This is a genomic window from Rhodoblastus sp. (genome assembly GCF_019449565.1).
Classification (GTDB): domain Bacteria; phylum Pseudomonadota; class Alphaproteobacteria; order Rhizobiales; family Beijerinckiaceae; genus Rhodoblastus.
On sequence record NZ_JAGRPM010000038.1, the window covers coordinates 245174 to 267036 of the forward strand.

Below are 21863 nucleotides of genomic sequence, written 5' to 3' on the forward strand. Positions count from 1 at the left end.
TCGCCTAAAGCGGAAGAATCTGCACAATTGCGCGAATGCGGCCTTTCGCGGGGGACGGAAACATATGCACGAGTGGCTGACGATCATCGCCGTCACACTCGCGTTCTGGCTCGTGCTGGCCTATCTGGCCCTGCCCGCGATCTGGCGGCGCGCGGAACGGCAATCCGTGCTCGCCGGCTATGAAATGGTGACGCGCACCAAGCAGGGGATCGCGGGCGATCCAATCAATTTCGGCCTTGTCGGCGACGAGGCGGAGGTTTCAGCCGGTTTTCACGCGGCGGGCTGGATCCTGGCCGATTCGGTGACCCTGCGCTCCAGCCTCAAGATTGCCGGCAGCGTCGCCTTCCACCGCCCCGATCCATCGGCGCCGGTCAGTCCGCTGCTTTACGCCGGACACGTCGAGGACCTCGCCTTTCAGCTGCCGTCGGGCGTTTCGGCGGCGCATCGCCACCACATCCGGCTTTGGCGCGTGGGCGACAAAATGTTTCACGACCGCCCGCTCTGGCTCGGCTCCGCCAGCTATGACAAGAGCGTGGGGCTGAGCCATTTCACCTTGCAGGTGACGCATCATATCGGCGCCGATCTCGACGCCGAACGCACATTCGTCGGCGAATCGCTCGGCAAGGCGGGCGCGATCCGCTCCTTTTTTCAGATTTCGGGCGTTGGTCCGACCTTGCGCGGCAAGAACGGCGGCGGCGACCCCTATTTCACCGACGGCGACGTCCTGATCGGCGTGCTGGCGCCCAAGGACGAACTGACCCCCGGCGTTCCAGTCGAACCGCCGAACAACCCGCCCCACATCGATATTCGCAGCGCGATCGTCCATGCGCTGGGGGAGCGGGAATGATTTTCCGCCGACAGGAGACGCGGCCTTGACCCATGCAACCGACGATTCGACGCCCGAAGGCGGCCCCGGGACGACGCCTCCGCCGATTCAGACATCCTTCCAGGACCATGTCGGCATCATCGCCTTCGACCATTATTCGAGGCGCAACGCGCTCAGTCAGAGCCTGATCGCAGCCGTGCTGGCAGCTTTCGAGACATTCATGGCCCAGCAGGCGCGCGTTGTCATTCTGCGCTCGGCGCTAAATGAAAAGGTCTGGTCGGCCGGCCATTCGGTCGATGAATTGCCCAAGGCGGATATCGACCCCCTGCCCTATGACGACCCACTGGAACAGCTTTTGCGCGCTGTGAAGGCCTTTCCTGCCCCGGTCGTCGCCATGGTCCACGGCTCGGTCTGGGGCGGCGCCTGCGACCTGGTTCTCGCTTGCGACCTTGTCGTCGCCGACGAAACCGCCACTTTCGCCATCACCCCGGCCAAGATCGGCGTGCCCTACAATATCGTCGGCATTCTCAATTTCATGAGCCAGTTGCCCCTGTCCGTCGTGAAGGAAATGTTCTTCACCGCCGATCCGATCGACGCCAGACGCGCGGTGCAGATCGGCCTCATCAACCATCTCGCGCCTCCCGACGCGCTTGAGGCGGAAACCTTGGCTTTGGCGCGAAAGATCGCCAGCCGCTCTCCAGCGGCCATCTCTACCCTGAAAGAAGCCATGCGGGCGCTGAGCGCCGCGGCGCCAATCACTCCAGACACTTACGAATATTTGCAGGGCCTGCGCCGCAAGGTCTATTTCGGCCCGGATTACCGCGAGGGAATCGCCGCCTTTCTGGAAAAGCGCCCGGCGCGTTTTTGAGCCGTCTGGCCTTGACCGCCGCCCGCGACGTTCAGCTTAGCGCCCCGACGCCAATAATCGGTCCCGCAGATCGACCGTGAGCGATTCGATGCGCTCCGTCAGCTCGCGCACCGTGCGCGTCAGGGCGATATTCTGCTCCATCAGCAAACTGACCTGCTCCGTCAATTTGTTGTTTTGCCCGAGCATTTCCACCAGCAGGCCGGTTTGGCCATGCATCTCCCCGAGGCGTTCGGCGCTCAATTGATAGAGCTCCTCGCGATGCATCGCGTCAGCCTCGCTATGCGCCTTGTCGCGATCCGCCTGACGCGTCTGCGCGAGCAGAATGAGGGGCGCGGCATAGGCGGCCTGAAGCGAGAAGGCGAGATTGAGCAGGATGAAGGGATAGATGTCGAACTGGGTCCAGCCCGCAAGATTGATCCCGATCCAGACGGCGACGATGAGCGTCTGCCCGATCAGGAAGGTCGGCGTGCCAAAAAAGCGCGCGAAGCCTTCGGCTTTCAGCGCGAACCAGTCGTCGCCGAAAACCGAGCTGAGATGCCGGTGTGGAATGTGAAACCGCCAATGCCGGCCCACGGACGGATGTTGCGAATCGCTCACTTCGATCTCCTCTGATGATGTGCGGGAGGGCGCGCCGTCAGGCATCCGGCACCCTATGACTTTTTCGGCGCCGGAACACGGGGGCGCGACGTCCTTTCCTTCGACAAAGGACAACTGGCGCCGCAGCGCGCAAAGTGGCAAAAGATACACAAACAGAGCAGGAGAATTTCGCATGGCGGCGTCAGAGCAAGCCTCGCCCTTCATCGACAGTTTCGCGCCCTCCACCGAGGAGCAATGGCGCAAGAAGGTGGAAGCCGCCCTGAAAGGCGCGTCCGTGCAGAAGCTCGTCAGCAAGACCTATGACGGCTTCGACATCCAGCCGCTCTATCCCCGCGCCGCCAACAAGCCGCGCGCCTTCCGCGCCAGCGGCGACTGGGCCGTGACCGCCCGCGTCGATCATCCCGATTCCGCCGCCGCCAATGAGCTGGCGCTGACCGATCTCGAAAATGGCGCCAACGGCCTCCAGGTCGTCTTCGCCGGCGCGGTCGGCGGCTATGGCTTCGGCCTCAAGGACGCCGCCGCCCTCGCCCCGGCCCTCAAGGACATCCAGCTCGACGCCGGGCTGCGGATCGTGCTCGATCTTCCCGTCCAGTCCGGCCTCCATGTCGCGGCGCTGCTCGATCTCGTCGCCGCGCGCGGTTACGATCCCAAAACGCTCGATATTTCCTTCGGCCTCGATCCGATTGGCGCCGCCGCCGCAGTGGGCGCTCCGCTGGACTGGAACGAAGAAGGCCCGAGACTGGCTGAACTGGCCAGGATTCTCATCGCCAAGGGCTTCGACAAGGGCCTGATCGCCGCCGATGGCCGCGTCGTCCATGCCGCGGGCGGCTCGCCCGCGCAGGAACTCGCCTTCGCCCTCGCCAGCGGCGTGGCGGCGTTACGCGCGCTGGAGGCGGCCGGGCTCAGCCTCGACGCCGCCCGGAAATTAATCGATTTCCGTCTCGCCGCCGACGCCGACGAATTCCTCACTCTGGCCAAATTCCGCGCCCTGCGCCGCCTGTGGGCGAGCGTCGAGCGGGCCTGTGGCCTTGAGGCGAAGCCCATTCGCGTCCATGGCGAAACCGCCTGGCGCATGATGACCCGGCGCGACCCCTGGGTGAACCTGCTGCGCGCCACCGTGGCGGTGTTCTCGGCCGGTCTCGGCGGCGCCGATTCGATCTCCGTGCTGCCCTTCACCCAGGCGCTCGGCCTGCCCGACGCCTTCGCCCGCCGCATCGCCCGCAACACCCAGCTGGTTCTGCTCGAGGAATCCAGCCTCGGCAAGGTCGCCGATCCGGCGGCGGGCTCGGGTGGCGTCGAGGCGCTCACCGATTCGCTGGTCGAGCGCGCCTACGCCCTGTTCCAGGATATTGAAAAGGCCGGCGGCCTCGCCAAAGCATTGGAAAGTGGGGCTTTCCAGGCCGAAGTGGCCAAGACCGCCGACGAGCGCGCGAAAAACGTCGCCCGCCGCAAGGAGCCGCTGACCGGAGCCAGCGAATTCCCCGACATTCACGAAAAGCCCGTGAGCGTACTGCTGCCCGCCCCGGTCGCGCCCGCCGTGAACGCAAAAGCCAACCCCAAAACCCTCGCGCCGCGCCGCATCGCCGAAAGTTTCGAGGACCTGCGCGATCAGGCCGACGCCGCTTCCGCGCGCCCCAAGATCTTCCTCGCCAATCTCGGCCCGGTGGCGGCCTTCACCGCCCGCGCCACTTTCGCCAAGAATTTCTTCGAGGCGGGCGGCGTCGAGGCGCTCGGCAATGACGGTTTCGCCGACGCCGGCGCGCTCGTCGCGGGCTTCAAGGCCAGCGGCGCCAGACTCGCCGTGCTCTGCTCCTCCGACACGGTCTATGCCGAACAGGGCATCGAGGCCGCCAAGGCCCTCGCCGCCGCCGGCGCGCATCTTTTCGTCGCGGGCCGTCCTGGCGAGCAGGAAGCGCAATGGCGCGAGGCCGGAGCGCACGATTTTGTCTTCGTCGGCAGCGACATACTCGCGCAGCTCCGCGACGCGCTCAAGGCAGCGTGACTTTTTTGTGGCGCCGCGAAATTTTCGTGGCGCCAGCCTGATTTGAAGCTTTGCAATCAACGCAAAGCATGCGAGCCAAACCCGGTTCCATTCACGCCCCGAAGCGCCCGCCGTCGTCTTTCAGCGAGGCGCGCTTCGGAACAAGCGGCGATTGCGAAAGCCCGACTGCCGGTCTATCGCCCGCCGCTCTGGCCGCCTGTTCCGGGAGATACCGCGTGCGCGCGAAAATTCTTGTCGCCAGCCTTCTGCTTTCATCCAGCCTCACTGCCTCTCTGGCCGCCCCGGTCGCAGCCAAGCCCGCCCATGATGGGCAATGGCGAGTTGATATTCAGACATCGGTCGGCAATTGTCCGCCCGGCGGCCAGGTCGTCGTGACGATCAAGGATGAGCGGGTCGCCTCCATCGACGCCGGGGGCGTCGAGCCCTGGGGCTATATCGACGACACCAACACCTTTGTCGGCCATTTCAACATCGGCGAGAAGGTCGTGCGCGCCAATGGCGAGGTGAAGGGCCAGACCGCCTCCGGCCCCTGGTCGTCCAATACGGATTATTGCGGCGGACGCTGGACCGCCCGCAAGATCGACTAAGTGTTGCGAGCGCCGCGCAGGACGCTACGATGGCGCCATGAGCGGCGCTGACCAAAACATTGAAAACGAGCGCGAAAAGCCCGACGCCGACGAGACGCCGCGCTTCGAACTCGCCTTTGACGCCCCCGCGGGCCATCTGCTGCGCGTCTCGCCGCTGGTCCGGCGCATCGTCGCGCCCAATCCCGGCCCCTTCACCTTCACCGGGACCTGCACTTACGTGGTCGGCGAAGGCGAAGTCGTCGTGATCGATCCCGGCCCTGACCTGCCCTCCCATGTCGAGGCGCTGCTCGACGTGCTCAAGGGCGAAAAAGTCGCGGCGATCTTCGTCACCCATACCCATCGGGATCATTCGCCCGCCGCCCGCCTGCTGCAAAAGGCCACCGGCGCGGAAATCATCGGCTGCCCGCCGCATTTCCCGGCCCGCGAGATGGCGCTCGGCGAGATCAACAAGCTCGACGCCTCCAATGATCTCGACCATCGCCCCGACCGCGAACTTGGCGACGGCGAGGTTTTCGACGGCCCCGGCTTCACGATCCGCGCCGTGAAGACGCCCGGCCATACCATGAATCATGTCTGTTTCGAGCTGGTCGAGGAAAAGGCTCTCTTCACCGGCGACCACATCATGGGCTGGTCGACCTCCATCGTCGCGCCGCCGGACGGCGCCATGCGGCTCTATCTCGATTCGCTGGAAAAGCTCCGCGCTCACGATCATGCAGTGTATTGGCCCGGCCATGGCGGCCCGGTGTCCCAGCCGCAGCGCTTTTTGCGCGCGCTTCTGCACCACCGCCGCGCGCGCGAAAAATCCATTCTTGCCGCACTCGGCGCGGGGCCACTCGCCCCGCCCGAGATCGTCGAAAAAGTCTATGAAAAGCTTGACCCGCGCCTGAAAGGCGCCGCCGCGCTCTCGACCTTCGCCCATCTGGAAGACCTTTGCGAGCGCGGACTCGTCGGGACCGAGGGGACGCCGCAACTGACGGGCAAATTTTCACGGCTGTAGTGGGTGGAAACGCCGCTCGGGCATCGCGGCCACTTTAGCAATGGCGCAAGTCGCCCCACCGGGGGGCGGCCCGAATGTCTCGCGTAACGATCAGGCGCACCTTCGCCCCACTCGCCGCGCGCCCTACCGCAGCGACGGAGGCTCAGAGGCTCTCGCAGGTGGCCGTGGTTAATACGCGCCCCGGCGGACGTGTCGCCGGACGGTTCGGCGCGCAGAGCCGCGCGTACCGACGTAAACAGCTTTTTCAATTGTCGGGGCGCCGACAATCGCTTCCTGCAGCGCGCGGATCGGCATGGCCGCGACGGGCTCGACGAGCAAGGCAATGGCGGAAAAGGCGAAAAGCAGCTTTTTCATGACTGAGCCTCCAGTCAGCGGGGGCAGGTAGCATGCGCGCCGCACCCTCGGGGGTCAAGAATCGACGGCTCCCGGTCCGGTCATTTTTTTGTGTTGTGCGACAAACGCCTCAACGCCGCCACAAATCTCGGCCCCGGCCGAAGATTCGCTGAAGGCGGCCGCCAGCCCTAGTTCGCCTCATCCTTTTCATCGAGCAAATCGCTCAGCTTGCCGATCAGCTTGGCCCCGGCGCCGAGATCATTGCGCAGGTAGCGCGTCGCTGCGCGCATATCGACCCGGGTCTCGTCCTGGCCGGGCCGAATGCGAATGGAAATCGCCACCGGCAGGTTCAGGGCGGGCGAATGTGCGAGCGCCTCGATATGGCCTTCCGGCCGCTTGGGGCCGCCGGGCCGCACCTCTTCGAGGATTTTCCAGCGCAATTGCTGCACGACCTCGCGGGTCGCCTTGAAGGCTTCGTCCATTTCCATGTCGAGCGCGATCGGCTTGACGTCGGGATAGGCGGCGAGTTGCTCCTCCCCGCGCGCGGAATTGAACGCCCCCGGCGTCCAGCCGCCGCGCCCGGCGAGCGCGTCCGGCGAGGTCAGGAAGGCCGGAGGATCCTCAACATCGGTCGAAATATCGGCCAACCAGGGCGGCGGGCCGCCGGCTGTATAAATCAGAAAAGCCGGGTACGGGGCGAGCAGCGCCAGCAGCAGGAATGTGGCGATGATTTTTCCAACGCCGCGCCGGCCCTTGATCCAGATCGACGCCATGGCTCCGAGCGCCAGACCGATCGCCACAATCGCGACTCCGAGGGCGACACAGAAAATGTAAAGGCCGACGCCCTGATCTGGCGCGGCGCTGGGCTGCAGGGTCAGGATGGCGAAAAAGCGCGCCAGCGCCCCGCGCGCATGGGCGGCGACAAGGGCAAGCGCGGCAAGTAGCAAGGCGAGCTTGGCGAATTTGGTCGAGAGGATCGCCAGGCGCGAAACCGGCTCCTCGACATTCACGCGCCGCAGAGCGCTGTCCATTCCCCCCATATCGCCATTCCGCCAAAGGGCCGGCATTCGCCGTAAAAACCGCGCCGTGAATTTGGTAGCCCGCCGCGCTTCGCTCATCAAGCCTTCGTTGGCCCGCCAACAAAGGCTCTCTTCGCTTTCCCGGGCAAGTGCAGGATTTTGATCCGAAAACCGGCGTCCACTTTTCGGAAATCCTGCCGAGGCAAGCGCGGGCCATTTGGCCTTTTGCGCGCTTTGGGGTTAGAACGCGGCATTCCCTTCAGACGATCCGGCCGCCATGTCGCACAACACCTTCGGACATCTCTTCCGCGTCACCACCTTCGGCGAAAGCCACGGTCCCGCGCTGGGCTGCGTGGTCGACGGCTGCCCCTCGCGCCTGCCGATTGAGGCCGCGGAGATCCAGAAGTTTCTCGACCTGCGCCGGCCCGGCCAATCGCGCTTCACGACCCAGCGCCAGGAGCCAGATCAGGTGAAAATCCTCTCCGGCGTCATGACCGACGAGACCGGCGTGCAGCGGACCACCGGCGCGCCCATCGCCCTGATGATCGAGAACACCGACCAGCGCTCCAAGGACTATGGGGAAATCAAGGATTCCTATCGTCCCGGCCACGCCGACTATGTCTATGACGCCAAATATGGCATTCGCGATTATCGCGGCGGCGGCCGCTCCTCGGCCCGCGAGACCGCTGCGCGCGTGGCGGCGGGCGCCATTGCCCGCAAGGTCATTCCCGGCGTGAGCATCCGCGCCGCGCTGATCCAGATTGGGCCGAAAAAGATCGACCGCTCCCGCTGGGACTGGGATGAAATCTCGCGCAACCAGTTGTTCTGCCCGGACGCAGACACCGCGGCGGAATGGGCCGATTATCTCGATGACATTCGCAAGGCCGGCTCTTCAATCGGCGCGGTGCTGGAAGTTGTCGCCGAGGGCGTTCCCGCCGGCTGGGGCGCGCCAATCTATGGCAAGCTCGACGCGGAACTCGCGGCGGCGCTGATGTCGATCAACGCCGTGAAGGGCGTCGAGATTGGCGACGGCTTCGCCTCCGCGGAACTGACCGGCGAGGAAAACGCCGATGAAATGCGCGCGGGCAATGATGGCCCAGCCTTTCTCTCCAATCATGCCGGCGGCGTGCTGGGCGGCATTTCCACTGGCCAGCCCGTGGTGGCGCGTTTCGCGGTCAAGCCGACCTCGTCGATCCTGACGCCGCGCCGTTCGGTGGACCGTTACGGCGCCGAGATCGACCTGCGCACAAAAGGCCGCCACGACCCTTGCGTCGGCGTCCGCGCCGCGCCCATCGCCGAGGCCATGGTCGCCTGCGTGCTGGCCGACGCCTTTCTGCGCCATCGCGGACAGCAAGGCGAAGGTTTTTCCTGGCCATTCGAAAGATAACGAGAAGGCTCAAAGGCAACTGGCGCGTCTGCATTGCAAAGCCGCCTGCTTGAGACCTTTTGCGACGCGTAGAATGACGCGGTGGGAAACACCTATTGAAATTTAATAAGTAATAATTATCTATTTAAGATCGCAACTACATATCAAATGTTTTTGGCAGCAGGAAAATGCACCTTCCCTCAATTGATATTTTCGTCGCCATCGGCGTTACTGCTTCTACGGCGGTTACGGACGCGGTCTATGTCTTTTTCAACGCCTCGGTTTCAGAGCGAAGACGAATCGCTGCGGCTACATGGAGCAGCATCTGGTATATGCTCTCCGCATTCGCGGTCATCAGCTACACCTCGAACTGGGTTTATGTGCTTTTCGCGGCTATAGGCGCCTGGATCGGAGGGTTCTTTTCCATTACTGCGCTTAACTGGATAAGCCCACGAAAAGACCAGCACTCAGCCGCGAAATAATGCGAGTCGCGGGGCTCAGATCACCTGAGCAATTGGGGCTTCGCCACCGCCCCGACCATCGGCCCCATCGGCAATGTAAAATCATTGCGCCCGAGATTCGGCGCGTAGAGCGCCGAAATCGAGCCGTCGAGGAAGAGCGCGTTGTCGCAATGCAGCGCGTCGCGGAACAGGCTGGCGAATTCGTAAAAGGTCACTGGCTCGTTGGAAATGGCGAAGACGACCAGCCCTTCGCGGTCCACGCCGACGCCATTGCGCGTCTTGGCCGAAATTCCCTCAGCGTGGATGCGGGGATGGATCTTGCCGTTCGTCACCAGCATTGGGCCGGACTGCGTGGCATAGTCCACCGCCGGCCGCTGGCTGAGGAAATGCGCCGTCTCCATTATGCCCGCCTGCCCGGACCCGATGAAAAACACGCCATTGGGTTTGAGATGGAAATTGCCGGCGCCGCCGCGCGTATTGGCGCGCCGCAATTCGACGCCCTTCTCGACGTAAAGACCGACGGGCGCGTAATTCGGGTCATACATGCCGGCGTTCATAGCGAAAATCAGCTTTTCGCCCGATTTGAGAGTCGCCGCCGCAGCCTCGAAACTCCCCAGCGGCTCGCCGTCCGGCGCCCGCCAGAACAGCCGCAAGTCGTCTTTTTTCGGGTCGAACCTGCAGATCGTATAAGAGCGCCCGCCTTGCTTGATATCCGCGCAAGGCGACGCCGGAACGGGCCAGGGCGCGGCCAGGGCGGACAGGTCAAAAGCCGACAGAAGCAACAAAACCCCGCCGATGGCGCTGAGACAAAAATGTGACCGCATGGGCCTCCCAAGCGGATTTTAGTATTGCTAAAATCCGGAAATTCACTAGCTTCTCCGCCATGAAGCTGGCGGAATGGTTGCGCAAAACCGGCGTAAGCCGGATCGAATTTTCAAGGCGCCTCGGCCTGACGCCTGGCGCCGTGAGCCAGCTCTGCAATCAGGAAAGCGTCTGGATGTCGCGCGACACGGCCCAAGCCATTGCGCGCGAAACCGGAGGCGCTGTAACGCCGAACGACTTTTTGCCCGAGGTCTGTGGCGAGGACAAGATGGGAGAGCATTCCGTGACGAATTCTGTGACCCAGGCCCTTGAGGCGATGAAGCGCGGCGAGATCGTCATCGTGACCGATGACGACGACCGCGAGAACGAGGGCGATCTGGTGATGGCGGCGAGCCTGTGCACGCCGGAGAAAATGGCGTTCATCATCCGCAACTGCTGCGGCATCGTCTGCGCCCCGCTCAGCGCCGCCGAAGCGCGGCGTCTGCATCTCGCGCCCATGGTGGCCGACAATGACGCCCCGCTCGGCACCGCCTTCACGGTCTCGGTGGACGTCAAGCACGGCCTTACCACCGGCATCTCGGCGGAACAGCGCTCCAACACCGTGCGCGGCCTCGCCAACAACAATCTCGGTGCGAGCGATTTCGTGCGTCCCGGCCACGTCTTTCCGCTGGTGGCGCGCGAAGGCGGCGTGCTGATGCGCTCCGGCCATACCGAAGCCGCCGTCGATCTGTGCAAGCTCGCCGGCCTGCCCCCAGTCGGCGTGATCTGCGAACTCGCCAATGACGACGGCACCGTGATGATGGGGCCGCAGATCGTGGCCTTCGCCGAAAAGCACAATCTCAAGCAGATTTCAGTGGCCGATCTCATCGCCTATCGCCAGGCGCGCGAGACGCTGGTCGAACGCGTCGCCGAATTCCCCGTCAAGACGCGCTTCGGCGAATTCACCGGCTACGCCTTCGTGACGCCTTTCGACAAGGTGCAGCATTTCGCGATCGTGGCCGGCGATATTGGCGAAGGCCGCGACATTCCCGCCCGCCTGCATCGCGCCGACATCATGAGCGACGTGTTCGGCGGCGGGACATCGATCAACAAGGCGCTGGAGAGCTTCACGCAACAGGGGCGCGGCGTGCTGGTCTATCTGCGCGATGGCGCGGCGGGCGTTCCCGCCACCCTGGTCGGACAGGAGCAGGAAGCGGGCGCCGAGAACGAGCGCGCGAAAAACTGGCTCGATATTGGCGTCGGCGCGCAGATCCTACGCAATCTCGGCGTATCCTCGATTCGCCTGCGCACCAAGACGCCGCGCAAATATGTCGGCCTCTCGGGCTTCGGCATCGAGATCACCGGCACGGAGGACGGGTTTTGAACCAACAGACGGACGACGCCGAAGCTCTGCGCCATCGGGAGAAAATGGCGAAGCGCAAGCAGGTTCAGGACGCCGAGGTCGCCGCCAAGACCGTCGAGTCCAAGGGCCTGCTGATGGTCCACACCGGGCCGGGCAAGGGCAAGTCCAGCGCCGCCTTCGGCCTTGTGCTGCGCGCGCTCGGCCATGACTGGAAGGTCGGCGTGGTGCAGTTCGGCAAGGGCGCCTGGCAAACCGGTGAACGCAAGGCGCTGGAGCGCTTTCCCGATCTGGTCTCATGGCACACTCTGGGCGAGGGGTTTACGTGGGAGACGCAGGACCGCGCCCGCGACGTCGCCGCCGCCGCCCGCGCCTGGGACAAGGCGAAAGAGCTGATGACCGATCCAGAAATAAAGCTGCTGGTGCTGGACGAGTTGAACATCACCTTGCGCTATGAGCATCTGCCGTTGGATGAAGTGGTCGCGACTCTCGTCGCGCGGAGGCCCGACCTTCACGTCATCGTCACCGGACGCAACGCCAAGCCCGAACTGGTCGCCGCCGCCGATCTCGTCACGGAGATGCAGGCGACCAAGCACCATTTCGCCGCCGGGGTGAAAGCGCAGGCGGGCATCGAGTTTTGACGGCGCAGGCCACATTTCCTTCTCCCCATAGCCCGTCCTCAGACGGGCGTTCTTCCGAACGCCCTATGGCGGGAGAAGGTGGATCGCTGCGAAACAGCGAGACGGATGAGGGGGCTTTGACGGCGGAACGACCCCCCCATCCGGCGCCAAAGCCCGTCCGACAGGACGGGCGTCTGGCGACGCCCTATGTGCGCCACCTTCTCCCGCAAGGGGAGAAGGGATACGGCGGAAATTCATCGTGACTCGCGCGCTGATGTTTCAGGGCACGGGCTCCGACGTCGGCAAGTCCCTGCTCGTCGCGGGGCTGTGCCGCGCCTATACCCGGCGCGGCCTGCGCGTGCTTCCCTTCAAGCCGCAGAACATGTCGAACAACGCCGCCGTGACGGCAGACGGCGGCGAGATCGGCCGCGCCCAGGCGCTGCAGGCACGCGCCTGCCATGCCGCGCCGAGCGTCCACATGAACCCCGTCCTGCTCAAGCCGCAGAGCGAGATCGGCTCGCAGATCGTCGTGCAAGGCAAGATTTTTGGGAACGCCAAGGCGCGCGATTATCAGGCGCTCAAGCCGCAGCTCGCGGGCTTTGTCTCGGACTCTTTCGCCCGCCTGCGCGCCGAGGCGGACCTCGTTCTGGTCGAAGGCGCCGGCAGCCCGGCCGAAGTCAATTTGCGCCAGGGCGACATCGCCAATATGGGTTTCGCGCGGACGCATGACGTCCCCGTCGTGCTGATCGGCGACATCGACCGAGGCGGCGTGATCGCCCAGATCGTCGGCACCAAGGTCGTGCTAGACCCCGCCGACGCCGAAATGGTGCGCGGCTTTCTCGTCAATAAATTTCGCGGCGACGCCAGCCTGTTCAACGATGGCATGGACCTGATCGCGGAAAAAACCGGCTGGGCGGCGCTCGGCCTGGTGTCCTTCTTTGCTGACGCCGCACGGCTGCCCGCCGAAGACGCGGTCGCTTTGTCGCGCAAGGAAAAGGCGAAGGACGGCGGCAAGGTCATCGCCGTGCCGCAACTACCGCGCATCAGCAATTTCGACGATTTCGACCCGCTCAAGCTTGAGCCCAATGTCGATCTACGCATGATCCCGCCCGGCGAACCGCTGCCTTTGTGCGATCTCGTCATCCTGCCGGGGACCAAGGCGACCATTGCCGACCTCGCCTTTTTCCGCGCGCAGGGCTGGGACATAGACCTTCTCGCCCATGCCCGGCGCGGCGGCAGGATCTTGGGCATTTGCGGCGGCTACCAGATGCTGGGTAAGACGATTTCCGACCCGCTCGGCATGGAGGGGCCGCCCGGCGCGGTCGCGGGCCTCGGCCTGCTCGACGTCTCGACCGAATTGACCTCCGAGAAAATTCTCCACGCCTGCGCGGGCGTTTCCATTGCCGAGGGCACCGGTTTTTCCGGCTATGAAATGCATGTCGGAACTACCCGTGGCCCAGATTGCGCGCGGCCGCTGCTGCGCTTCGCGAATGGCCGCGCCGACGGCGCCGTCTCGGCCGATGGCGCGATCCGCGCCTGCTATGTCCACGGCCTGTTCGGCGATGAAGACCAGCGCGCTGCGCTCCTGCGCTGGATCGGCGCCGAGCCTTCGACGCTCGGCTATGAAGCGGAGGTGGAGCGCGTGCTCGACGACCTTGCCGCCCATCTCGAACGGCATATCGATCTCGACGCGCTGCTCACCCTAGCGCGATGACCAGCAGCCCCGCCAAAGCAAGCATCTGCGCGGCGCAGGCGCGGCGGTAAAGCGTCAGCGCCCGGCGAATGTCGGCGGCGTCCAGCGCCGCGCGGCCGTCGCCCATGTACACATCGTCCACCAACTCGCCGCCATAGACGCGCGGCCCCGCCAGCTTGAAGCCGAGCGCGCCGGCCAGCGCCGCCTCGGGCCAGCCGGCGTTGGGCGAGCGATGTTTCTTGGCGTCGTGGCCCACGGCGGCCCAGGCCGCGCGCCATTCCGCACGCGGCGTGAAGGCGGCGGCGAGGATGATCCACAGAGCCGCCAGACGCGAGGCCGGCAGGTTGACCAGATCATCGAAGCGCGCCGCCGCCCAGCCGAAGTCCTTGTAACGCTCGTTGCGGTGGCCGATCATGGAATCCGCAGTATTGGCGGCCTTGTAGATCGCTCCGCCCGGCAGGCCCAGCGCGGCGGTCCAGAAGGCCGGGGCGACGATTCCATCGGAAAAATTCTCCGCCAGACTCTCTACCGCCGCGCGGGACACCCCCGCGACATCAAGCGCCGACACATCGCGCCCGACGATCATCGCCACTTTTTCACGTCCGGCCGCGAGCCCTTCGCGCTCCAGCGCCTCGGCCACCGCCGCAACATGCTCGTAGAGACTGCGCTGCGCGACCATCGACGACGCCAGCACGGCAAGGACGATGAAGCCGAACCAATTCTGCGGCGCCCAATCGCTCAAAAGGCGCGCGACTTCGCCCGTGACGGCCAAAACGACAAGCAGGCTCAAAGCGCCAAATGCCTTGCGGCGGTCGCCGGAAAACTCGGGCCGGTTGAGCATTTGCTCCAGCCGCGCGATAAGGGCGCCGATCCACGTCACCGGATGGCTCAACATAGCGTAAACCGAGGCGGGATAGCCGATCAAGGCTTCGAACAGCAGCGCCGCCAGGGCGAGCGCGAGGGTGAAGGCAGGAAACATGGTTGCGGCGACGAATCTTTCGGACGAGACCGCGCTAGCCTATCACGGCGGAGGCCTCGCCGCCGCGCGCCGCCTGTTTCCACGCGCGCCCGAGCCCTGGCTCGACCTTTCGACCGGCATCAATGCGGCGGCTTTTCCTTTTGCGCCGGTCAGCGCGGCGGCTTACGCGCGGCTGCCCGAGACGGAATCCATCGCGGCGCTGGAAGCGGCGGCGGCGGATAGCTTCGGATTGGGCGCGGGGGCGGGAGTTGTCGCGGCGCCGGGCACGCAGGCGCTGATCCAGCTGTTGCCACGTCTGCTGGGCGTTAAAAAAGTCGCGATCCTGGGCTTCACCTATGCGGAACATGAACGCGTCTGGGCCGCTAGCGGGGCGGAGGTCACCGTCTGCGACAGGCTCGACGAGCTGACCCGCGCCGATCTGGCCATCGTCGTCAATCCGAACAATCCGGACGGACGACTCTGCAATCCGCGCGACCTGCGCGACTTCGCGGGCCAAATGGCGGCGGAAGGCAAGAGCCTCATCGTGGACGAGGCCTTCATCGACCTGATGCCGCGCGAATCCAGCCTCGCGCCGCTGCTGCCCCTGCCCAGCGCTATCGTGCTGCGCTCTTTCGGCAAGACTTTTGGGCTTGCAGGCCTGCGGCTCGGTTTCGCGCTTGGCGAGACCTCCCTGACCGACGCCCTCCGCGCTGCGCTCGGACCCTGGGCGGTAAGCGGCGCGGCAGTAGAGATCGGAATTGAGGCCTATCGCGACCGCGCATGGCTGAATGAAACCGCCGCGCGGCTTGCGCGGGATTGCGTCCGCCTGGACGCCCTGCTGGAGGCCGCCGGTTTCGAGATTATCGGCAGAACGCCCTTGTTCCGCCTCGCCCGTCATGAGCGCGCGGAACAGATCTTCCGGCGCCTGTGCGGGGCGGGCGTGTTGACCCGCCCCTTCGCGGCGCGGCCGGACTGGCTGCGCTTCGGTCTACCGCACGGCGAGGCGGATTTCGCGCGGCTGGCCGAAGGTCTTGGTTTGCTTGGCCAGGGTTCGCCAGACTAAGTTTTCGCGGAAGTCCCTGCGGCGTCCCGCTCGGAGGCGGCGGCGCGAGACAAACTCATTTCTCCAGCGTCTTCGCCGCGGTGATGGCCTGCAGGATTTGCTCCGAAAAGGACTGCACCGAGCCCGGCGCATGCGAGACGAACAAAGTGTTGGTCTTGTCCTGCTCGCCGATCGACTTCAGCGTGTCGAAATATTGCGTCACCAGCACCAGCTGCATGACTTCCTTGGCGCTGGCGTCGCCAAGCGTCTTCTGGAAATCCTCGATCGAGCCGCGCAGGCCCTCGATGATCGCCCGACGCTGATTGGCGATGCCCTGGCCCTGCAGCGCCTTGCTCTCGGCCTCGGCCTCGGCCTTCTTGACCACCAGGATCTTCTCGGCCTCGCCGCGCGCATTGGCCGCGACCTGCGAGCGCTGCGCCGCGTTGATGTCGTTCATCGCGGCCTTGACCTTGGGGTCGGGGATGATGTCGGTCACCAGCACATTGACGATCTCATAGCCGAACGCCGCCATGTCGACGTCGAGCTCATGCTTGACTGCGGCGGCGATGCTGGACTGGCTGGCGAAGACATCGTCGAGCATCATGCCGGGCACATGGCCGAGCACGACCTGTTCGACATAGGCCTTGATCTGCGCCTCCGGGTCCGAGAGCGCGTAATAGGCTTCGAAGGCCTTTTCCGGCCTTACGCGGGTCTGGACGGAGATCGGAATGGTGACGAAGACATTGTCCTTCGTCTTGGTCTCCATGGTCAGCGACATCTGGTTGACGCGCAGGCTCAACCGCCCGTCCACCTTGTCAATATAGGGGACCTTCCAGTTCAGGCCGGCCTGGGCGACGCGCAAATAGCGGCCGAACCGCGTGATGACGGCGACTTCGGCGGTCTGGACCGTGAAAAAACTGCCCAGCACGGTCGCCAGCACGAAAAGCAGCGCAATGCCGCCGAAGGACGAAAGCAAAATATCCATGAAACGCCCAATTAAAAGCTATGACGCGGCGGTCCGCACAGGGCGCCATCAAGCCATCGTCCGGTGAAAGTTACAAGACGGGCGCCGCCGGACTTTCGTCGCGAAGCGGGGCGGACAAGGCGCTGGCCTCGTCCGCATTTTTCAATGTCAAATCGTGGCGATCGCTTCCAGCTTTTCCCGGCCGCGCCGCGCCATGATCTTGTTCAGCGCCGCGATATAGGCACGGGCCGAGGCGACCAGCGTGTCCGGATCGGCGCCCTTGCCGGAGACGACATTGCCCTCTTCCGACAGCCTGACCGTGACTTCCGCCTGCGCGTCCGTGCCTTCCGTCACGGCATGGACCTGATACAGCTCCAGCTTGGCGTCATGCGGCGCCAAAGCGTGGATGGCGTTGAAGATCGCGTCCACGGGGCCGTTGCCGGTCGCCTGATGGGTCTTCAACTCGCCGTCGAAGTCCAGCGTCAGCGCGGCCTTCTGCGGCCCCTTGGTGCCGGCGACCACGGTCAGCTCGACGACCTTGATCCGCTCATGCGAGCTGACGATTTCGTCGTCGACCAAAGCCACAATGTCTTCGTCGTAAACGATCTTTTTGCGGTCGGCCAAATCCTTGAAACGGGTGAAGGCGACCTGCAATTCATTGTCGCCCAGTTCGTAGCCCAGTTCCTTCAGCTTTTCCTTGAAGGCGTGGCGGCCGGAATGCTTGCCCATCACCAGCGAGGTCTTTTGCACGCCGACCGATTCCGGCGTCATGATCTCATAGGTATGAGCGTTCTTCAGCATGCCGTCCTGATGGATCCCGCTCTCATGGGCGAACGCGTTCCGGCCCACGATGGCCTTGTTATATTGCACCGGGAAGGACGTGACCGCCGAAACCAGCTTTGACGTGCGCGTCAGCATTTTGGCGTCGATGCCGTTGACGAAGGGCAGGATGTCGGCGCGGGTGCGCAGGGCCATCACGATTTCTTCCAGCGCCGCATTGCCCGCGCGCTCGCCAATTCCATTGATCGTGCACTCGATCTGGCGGGCGCCGCCCTGCACACCGGCGATGGAATTGGCCACCGCCAGACCCAGATCGTCGTGGCAATGGACCGAGAAGATCGCCTTGTCGGCGTTGGGCACGCGCGCGCGCACCATCTCGAACAAGGCGCGATATTCGTCCGGCGTGGTGTAGCCAACCGTGTCGGGAATATTGATGGTGGTCGCGCCGGCGTTGATCGCCGTCTCGACCGCGCGGCACAGGAAATCATGCTCCGTGCGGGTGCCATCTTCCGCCGACCATTCGACGAATTCGACATGGTTGCGCGCGCGGGAGACCGAGGACGCGATCAGCTCCAGCACCTTTTCCGGCGCCATCTGCAATTTATACTGCATATGGACCGGCGAGGTGGAGATGAAGGTGTGGATGCGCGGAATGCGGCCGTGGCGCACCGCCTCGGCGCAGCGGTCGATATCCTTGGCGGAGGCGCGCGACAGGCCGCAGACGGAGGCGTTTTTCACGCGGCGCGCGACTTCGGACACGGATTCGAAATCGCCCTGCGAGGCGATGGGGAAGCCGGCCTCGATCACATCGACGCCCAAAGCGTCCAGAATATCAGCGACTTCCAGCTTTTCTTCAAAAGTCATCGAGGCGCCGGGGCATTGCTCGCCATCGCGCAAGGTGGTGTCGAAGATGAAGACGCGATCTTTATCGGAAGTCTGGGCGGAAGTCTGGGCGGGGGAATGATTTTGCTCGGTCATGAGATGTTCCTGGCGATAGGCGCCCCAATTCGCGCTCGGCATAGTCCGGTTGAGCTGTTCAAGCAATGGTCGCGGACATGCGAAGCCGGGGCCGGAAAAGGCTGCGGCGAAATCCCCTGAGCGCCCAGGCAAAGCCCGGCCGGCCCTCAGGGGTTGATAAGAAGGAGAATTTTAGCGAGCGCGCGCGCGGATGCGGCCGGGGCAAAAGCGCCAGCTTTCATCATCTGCGTCTGGTGGGCCTCAATGGACACGGGCGGCTCGAACTGGGGCTGCGATCAGCCTGGAACCGTTCTCATAACCGATTTGGGGGGGATGACGCAAGTGCGGCGAGTGTTCGGTCGTGTCTCAGTTCGAAATTTCATGCGGCAAGATTGCCGCCCCTCACATTACGGCCGATGACGCTGCGACACGGCGGCGCATGGACTGCCAAACGCCTTCAGGCTTGGCGGGCGTCATTCGAATCGCGAATAGTAAAATGGACATTGGGGTCTAGCAGCGAAATTTCGGGCCGCTGCGCCGCGAATTCGTCGAACGCTAGCTCGACGATGTCAGACAAACCCACGCCATCCCGAACCTGCGCCTCAAACTTGAAAACGTCTTTGCCTTCTTTCGAAATTGTTACGACGACTCTCACGGCCCCCTCCATGCCTTCCACCGCGCATGACGTTATCGAAATGGGGGTGGTCGAGCGGCTGTCAAGGGCGTTAGGTTTCAAGCTGATACACTAATAAGTGTTCCCGCCGCTCACGGCCAGCCGCCACTGAAATAGACCACCTGCCCCGTCGTGAAGGGCGAAGCGCCGGAGGCGAAGAACGCGATCAGGGCGCCGACTTCCTCCGGCTCGCCCAGACGGCCGAAAGGCACTTTCTCGGCGATCAACGCCCGGCCGTCCGGATCGTCGATGAATTTGGCGCGCGGGTAATACATCTCGCTGTAGAGATAGTTCGGCGCGACGACATTGGCCTGTATGCCGAAAGGCGCGGCCTCCTTGGCCAGCCCCTTGGCGAAGGCCGTGGTCGCGGCGCGCAGGCTGGTCGGCACGGCGAAGCCCGGTTCCGGCCGGGTCTCGCGCGCCGAGGTCACAAAGACGAAACTGCCGGAGCGCCGCTGTTTCATCGCCGGCAGGAAGGCCTGCGTCAGTTCGATCGGGAACAGCACGACGGCGTCAAAAGTGGCGCGGAAATCGTCGAGCGGAATATCCTCAATGGCGTTGGGCGTGATCGGATAGACGTCATTGCTGACGATGGAATCTGGCAATCCCGCGACCGCCAGGATTTCAGCCTGAATATCGACCGGCGTCTGGGCGCCCAGCGCCCGCGCGCCGGTCTCACGCTCGAAACTTGTCCGGGAGTCGGGCGAAACGAAAGAGACATCGTGGCAGAAGACCTGCGCGCCGCTCTGGACCAGCGCCGTCACTGCGCCCGGCCCGCAATATTGGCGCGCGTTGGTCAGCAATATCAGGCGCATTTCGCTCCACTCCACGTGAAAATCACCCCACCGTGACTGTTCACCAATAGGAAGCGCATGGATTTTGGTCGTCAAGCCGGCACGCTTCGCTCATCGAGGCGCTCGCAGCATTGGCGGAGCCGGCAATATCAAGACGCCAATTTCAGATGGGCATCGCTGCTTCGTTCAAAACACATTGGTGGAAACGGCCAAAGCCGCTTCCACCAAATTTGCAGTGCTCGCCTTCTCCGAGGCCTTTAGGCCGGGACGTGGGGGAAGAGTTCCGCCGCCGACACAACCTGATCGCGGAGGGCCTCATATTCTTCCTTCGTCAGCGGCACGGCGTTGGGATTGCCGAGATCTTCCAACTTCAGGCGATAGGTCTCACGCGCCGAATAGGCTGTGATCGCGGCGATCACCGTCGTCAGGAGCGTGATCGAACCGACGACGACCGGCACATTCGCAGAGCCTGGAGGGGCGACGGTCGCGAACAGGGCCGGAAGGAAAGCCGTCACCATGGTGCCGATATTCTGGGAAATGGCCATGCCTGAAACACGGCGGCGCGTGGGGAAGAGTTCCGGGTAGAAGCTCGGAAAGATCGCGTTATAGCCCTGATAGACCACGCCCCACATCAACAGTGACATGCCGATCGCCATCGGAACGCTGTGGATGCTGATGGCGTATAGATAGAGATAAGACAAAAGCCCCGAACCAATCGCGCCGCATATGATGGTCGGACGACGACCGATGCGATCAGCGAGATTGCCGACGTGCGGGATCACCAGAACGGCAAGGATGTTGCCCAGCACGGGAATCCACAAATAGACATCCGTGCTGAAACCGACGCCATAGCCCGGCTGAACGGCATAAGCGGCGCCGAAGATGGTCGCGACGATCGGAATGACATTCATCAAGGACATCAGGACCACGCGCAGCATGTCCGGCCAATGATATTTGAAGGCCTCCACCACCGGAATGCTGGCCACTTCGTCGTGCTTCTTTTCCTCGGAGAAAGCGGGCGTTTCCTCAACCTGGCGACGGATGATCCAACCCGCGATGATGACGACAAAGCTGAGCAGGAAGGGAATGCGCCAGCCCCAGCTTTGGAACGCCTCCTTCGGCAGGTAGAAGGCCAAAGGTAGGAAGACGGCCGCGGCGAGAATTTGTCCGGCCTGAACGCCCTGCAAGGTATAGCTGGCGTAATAGGCGCGGCGCCCGAAAGGCGCATGTTCGAGAATCATCGAACTCGCGCCGGAGATTTCGCCGGCGACGGCGAAGCCCTGGATCAGGCGCAGGAGGACGAGAAGCAGCGGCGCCAAAATGCCGACCTGATTATATGTCGGCAGCATGCCGACCGCCATTGTCGAACCGCCCATCAGGAACATGCAGATGAGGAGCACGTTCTTGCGGCCATGGGTATCGCCCCAGTGGCCAAGAAAGACCGCGCCGATCGGTCGGGCAACATAGCCTACGCCGTAAGTGGCGAGCGACGCGACAATCGCCACGGTGGGATTGGTCGAGGGGAAGAAAAGCTGCGGAAAGATCAGCGAGGCGGCCGTCGCATAGATGAAGAAGTCATAATATTCGAGGACCGATCCGATCCAGCCGCTGGTCGTCGCTTTCTTGGCCTGGGATGTGGCGCGCACACCCTGTCCGGCGTTCAAAGTCATCTAATTTCCTCCCTGAATACGCGTTCTTTATTGCCGGCCTGCTGAGGGGCCGATTGTGCGGTGGAGCTTGCGCTCCTTGTGGCATTTTCGCGATGAAGACGACGTCGCAACATCCTTCGACGGCGCCCGGGACGAGGCCATTGAAAATCGCGGCAATTGAAGCGGCAAAGCGGCGGAAATGGACTGCCGGGATGCGCATCGTCATCACATGTTCAAAAAATGCTAGCGAGCGCCACGAAGAAAGAAAATGACCAATATTGGCGCGCGATTTAACATTTTGTTATGTCCCGGAGCGGCGAACCTTCCGAACCTTCCCTTCCTCGCGGTTTGCCCATCGCGCCGCCGCGCGAGAAAGGCTTGGCAGGGGGGCGGGGCGAGGTTCTCCGTCGCCTTGAGCAGGTGCTCGGCGAGCAAGTCGATGGGCTGAAACTGGGGCATTCGACGCGGACGAAACGCAGGGACGCGTCTTGGAGGTCCAGATCTTCGACGGCATGG

At 63.8% G+C, this 21863-nt stretch carries 21 protein-coding genes; 11 read left to right on the plus strand and 10 right to left on the minus strand.

The window, feature by feature from the left end:
- The first annotated feature begins 64 nt into the window (after positions 1-64).
- Together QZ409_RS09770 and scpB are read left to right on the plus strand one after the other, a co-directional pair.
- On the plus strand, positions 65-847 hold the full coding sequence (locus tag QZ409_RS09770) for an LssY C-terminal domain-containing protein (RefSeq protein WP_296710035.1): 783 nt from the start codon (positions 65-67) through the stop codon (positions 845-847).
- 25 nt (positions 848-872) lie between these two features.
- Positions 873-1694 carry a methylmalonyl-CoA decarboxylase gene (gene scpB, locus QZ409_RS09775; RefSeq protein WP_296710038.1) on the plus strand — a complete coding sequence of 274 codons (822 nt, stop codon included), beginning with the start codon at positions 873-875 and terminating at the stop codon, positions 1692-1694.
- Between the two features lie 36 nt (positions 1695-1730).
- On the opposite strand, the gene QZ409_RS09780 is transcribed toward scpB, so the two are convergent.
- The gene (locus QZ409_RS09780; RefSeq protein ID WP_296710039.1) at positions 1731-2291 is read right to left on the minus strand and encodes a DUF1003 domain-containing protein; all 561 of its coding nucleotides are present in this window, start codon (positions 2289-2291) and stop codon (positions 1731-1733) included.
- Between the two features lie 172 nt (positions 2292-2463).
- On the opposite strand from QZ409_RS09780, the gene QZ409_RS09785 reads away from it, so the two are divergent.
- The 3 genes from QZ409_RS09785 to QZ409_RS09795 all read left to right on the plus strand — a co-directional run bounded on the left by QZ409_RS09785 (position 2464) and on the right by QZ409_RS09795 (position 5877).
- Positions 2464-4293: a methylmalonyl-CoA mutase subunit beta gene (locus QZ409_RS09785; protein WP_296710041.1), complete on the plus strand. Its 1830-nt coding sequence runs from the start codon at positions 2464-2466 to the stop codon at positions 4291-4293.
- Positions 4294-4508: 215 nt separating this feature from the next.
- On the plus strand, positions 4509-4880 hold the full coding sequence (locus QZ409_RS09790) for a hypothetical protein (protein ID WP_296710044.1): 372 nt from the start codon (positions 4509-4511) through the stop codon (positions 4878-4880).
- A gap of 37 nt (positions 4881-4917) precedes the next feature.
- The gene (locus QZ409_RS09795) at positions 4918-5877 is read left to right on the plus strand and encodes an MBL fold metallo-hydrolase (protein ID WP_296710046.1); all 960 of its coding nucleotides are present in this window, start codon (positions 4918-4920) and stop codon (positions 5875-5877) included.
- 168 nt (positions 5878-6045) lie between these two features.
- Here QZ409_RS09795 and QZ409_RS09800 read toward each other — a convergent pair whose 3' ends face one another.
- A complete protein-coding gene (locus QZ409_RS09800; RefSeq protein ID WP_296710050.1) occupies positions 6046-6231 on the minus strand; it encodes a hypothetical protein in 186 nt (61 codons plus the stop codon).
- A gap of 167 nt (positions 6232-6398) precedes the next feature.
- Positions 6399-7241 (minus strand): DUF1499 domain-containing protein, encoded by an 843-nt coding sequence (locus QZ409_RS09805; protein WP_296710054.1) that lies wholly within the window; start codon positions 7239-7241, stop codon positions 6399-6401.
- A gap of 265 nt (positions 7242-7506) precedes the next feature.
- Here QZ409_RS09805 and aroC point away from each other — a divergent pair, with 265 nt between their 5' ends.
- Both aroC and QZ409_RS09815 read left to right on the plus strand, forming a co-directional pair.
- The gene (gene aroC / locus QZ409_RS09810; protein ID WP_296710057.1) at positions 7507-8616 is read left to right on the plus strand and encodes a chorismate synthase; all 1110 of its coding nucleotides are present in this window, start codon (positions 7507-7509) and stop codon (positions 8614-8616) included.
- A gap of 167 nt (positions 8617-8783) precedes the next feature.
- Positions 8784-9077: a hypothetical protein gene (locus tag QZ409_RS09815; RefSeq protein ID WP_296710059.1), complete on the plus strand. Its 294-nt coding sequence runs from the start codon at positions 8784-8786 to the stop codon at positions 9075-9077.
- A gap of 20 nt (positions 9078-9097) precedes the next feature.
- On the opposite strand, the gene QZ409_RS09820 is transcribed toward QZ409_RS09815, so the two are convergent.
- Entirely contained in the window at positions 9098-9880 is a 783-nt protein-coding gene (locus tag QZ409_RS09820) for a phosphodiester glycosidase family protein (protein ID WP_296710063.1), read from the minus strand.
- Between the two features lie 59 nt (positions 9881-9939).
- Here QZ409_RS09820 and ribB point away from each other — a divergent pair, with 59 nt between their 5' ends.
- The 3 genes from ribB to QZ409_RS09835 all read left to right on the plus strand — a co-directional run bounded on the left by ribB (position 9940) and on the right by QZ409_RS09835 (position 13551).
- Positions 9940-11241, plus strand: coding sequence for a 3,4-dihydroxy-2-butanone-4-phosphate synthase (gene ribB, locus QZ409_RS09825; RefSeq protein ID WP_296710066.1), 1302 nt, complete (start codon positions 9940-9942; stop codon positions 11239-11241).
- A complete protein-coding gene (gene cobO, locus QZ409_RS09830) occupies positions 11238-11858 on the plus strand; it encodes a cob(I)yrinic acid a,c-diamide adenosyltransferase (RefSeq protein WP_296710068.1) in 621 nt (206 codons plus the stop codon). Before ribB ends, cobO begins: the two co-directional genes overlap by 4 nt.
- A gap of 253 nt (positions 11859-12111) precedes the next feature.
- Positions 12112-13551 carry a cobyric acid synthase gene (locus QZ409_RS09835; protein ID WP_296710240.1) on the plus strand — a complete coding sequence of 480 codons (1440 nt, stop codon included), beginning with the start codon at positions 12112-12114 and terminating at the stop codon, positions 13549-13551.
- Here the strand turns inward: QZ409_RS09835 and cbiB are convergent.
- Complete coding sequence (cbiB, locus tag QZ409_RS09840) at positions 13535-14509, minus strand: adenosylcobinamide-phosphate synthase CbiB (RefSeq protein WP_296710069.1); 975 nt, start codon at positions 14507-14509, stop codon at positions 13535-13537. The genes QZ409_RS09835 and cbiB overlap by 17 nt on opposite strands.
- Here cbiB and cobD point away from each other — a divergent pair.
- A complete protein-coding gene (gene cobD, locus QZ409_RS09845; protein ID WP_296710071.1) occupies positions 14508-15551 on the plus strand; it encodes a threonine-phosphate decarboxylase CobD in 1044 nt (347 codons plus the stop codon). The genes cbiB and cobD overlap by 2 nt on opposite strands.
- 55 nt (positions 15552-15606) lie before the next feature.
- Here cobD and QZ409_RS09850 read toward each other — a convergent pair whose 3' ends face one another.
- From QZ409_RS09850 to QZ409_RS09870, 5 genes are all read right to left on the minus strand, one after another.
- The gene (locus QZ409_RS09850; RefSeq protein ID WP_296710075.1) at positions 15607-16515 is read right to left on the minus strand and encodes an SPFH domain-containing protein; all 909 of its coding nucleotides are present in this window, start codon (positions 16513-16515) and stop codon (positions 15607-15609) included.
- 147 nt (positions 16516-16662) lie between these two features.
- On the minus strand, positions 16663-18252 hold the full coding sequence (locus tag QZ409_RS09855) for a 2-isopropylmalate synthase (RefSeq protein ID WP_296710077.1): 1590 nt from the start codon (positions 18250-18252) through the stop codon (positions 16663-16665).
- Between the two features lie 436 nt (positions 18253-18688).
- The gene (locus tag QZ409_RS09860; protein ID WP_296710079.1) at positions 18689-18898 is read right to left on the minus strand and encodes a hypothetical protein; all 210 of its coding nucleotides are present in this window, start codon (positions 18896-18898) and stop codon (positions 18689-18691) included.
- Between the two features lie 98 nt (positions 18899-18996).
- On the minus strand, positions 18997-19719 hold the full coding sequence (locus QZ409_RS09865; protein ID WP_296710082.1) for an SDR family oxidoreductase: 723 nt from the start codon (positions 19717-19719) through the stop codon (positions 18997-18999).
- A 236-nt stretch (positions 19720-19955) separates the two neighbouring features.
- Positions 19956-21368: an MFS transporter gene (locus tag QZ409_RS09870; protein ID WP_296710085.1), complete on the minus strand. Its 1413-nt coding sequence runs from the start codon at positions 21366-21368 to the stop codon at positions 19956-19958.
- Positions 21369-21863 lie beyond the last annotated feature (495 nt).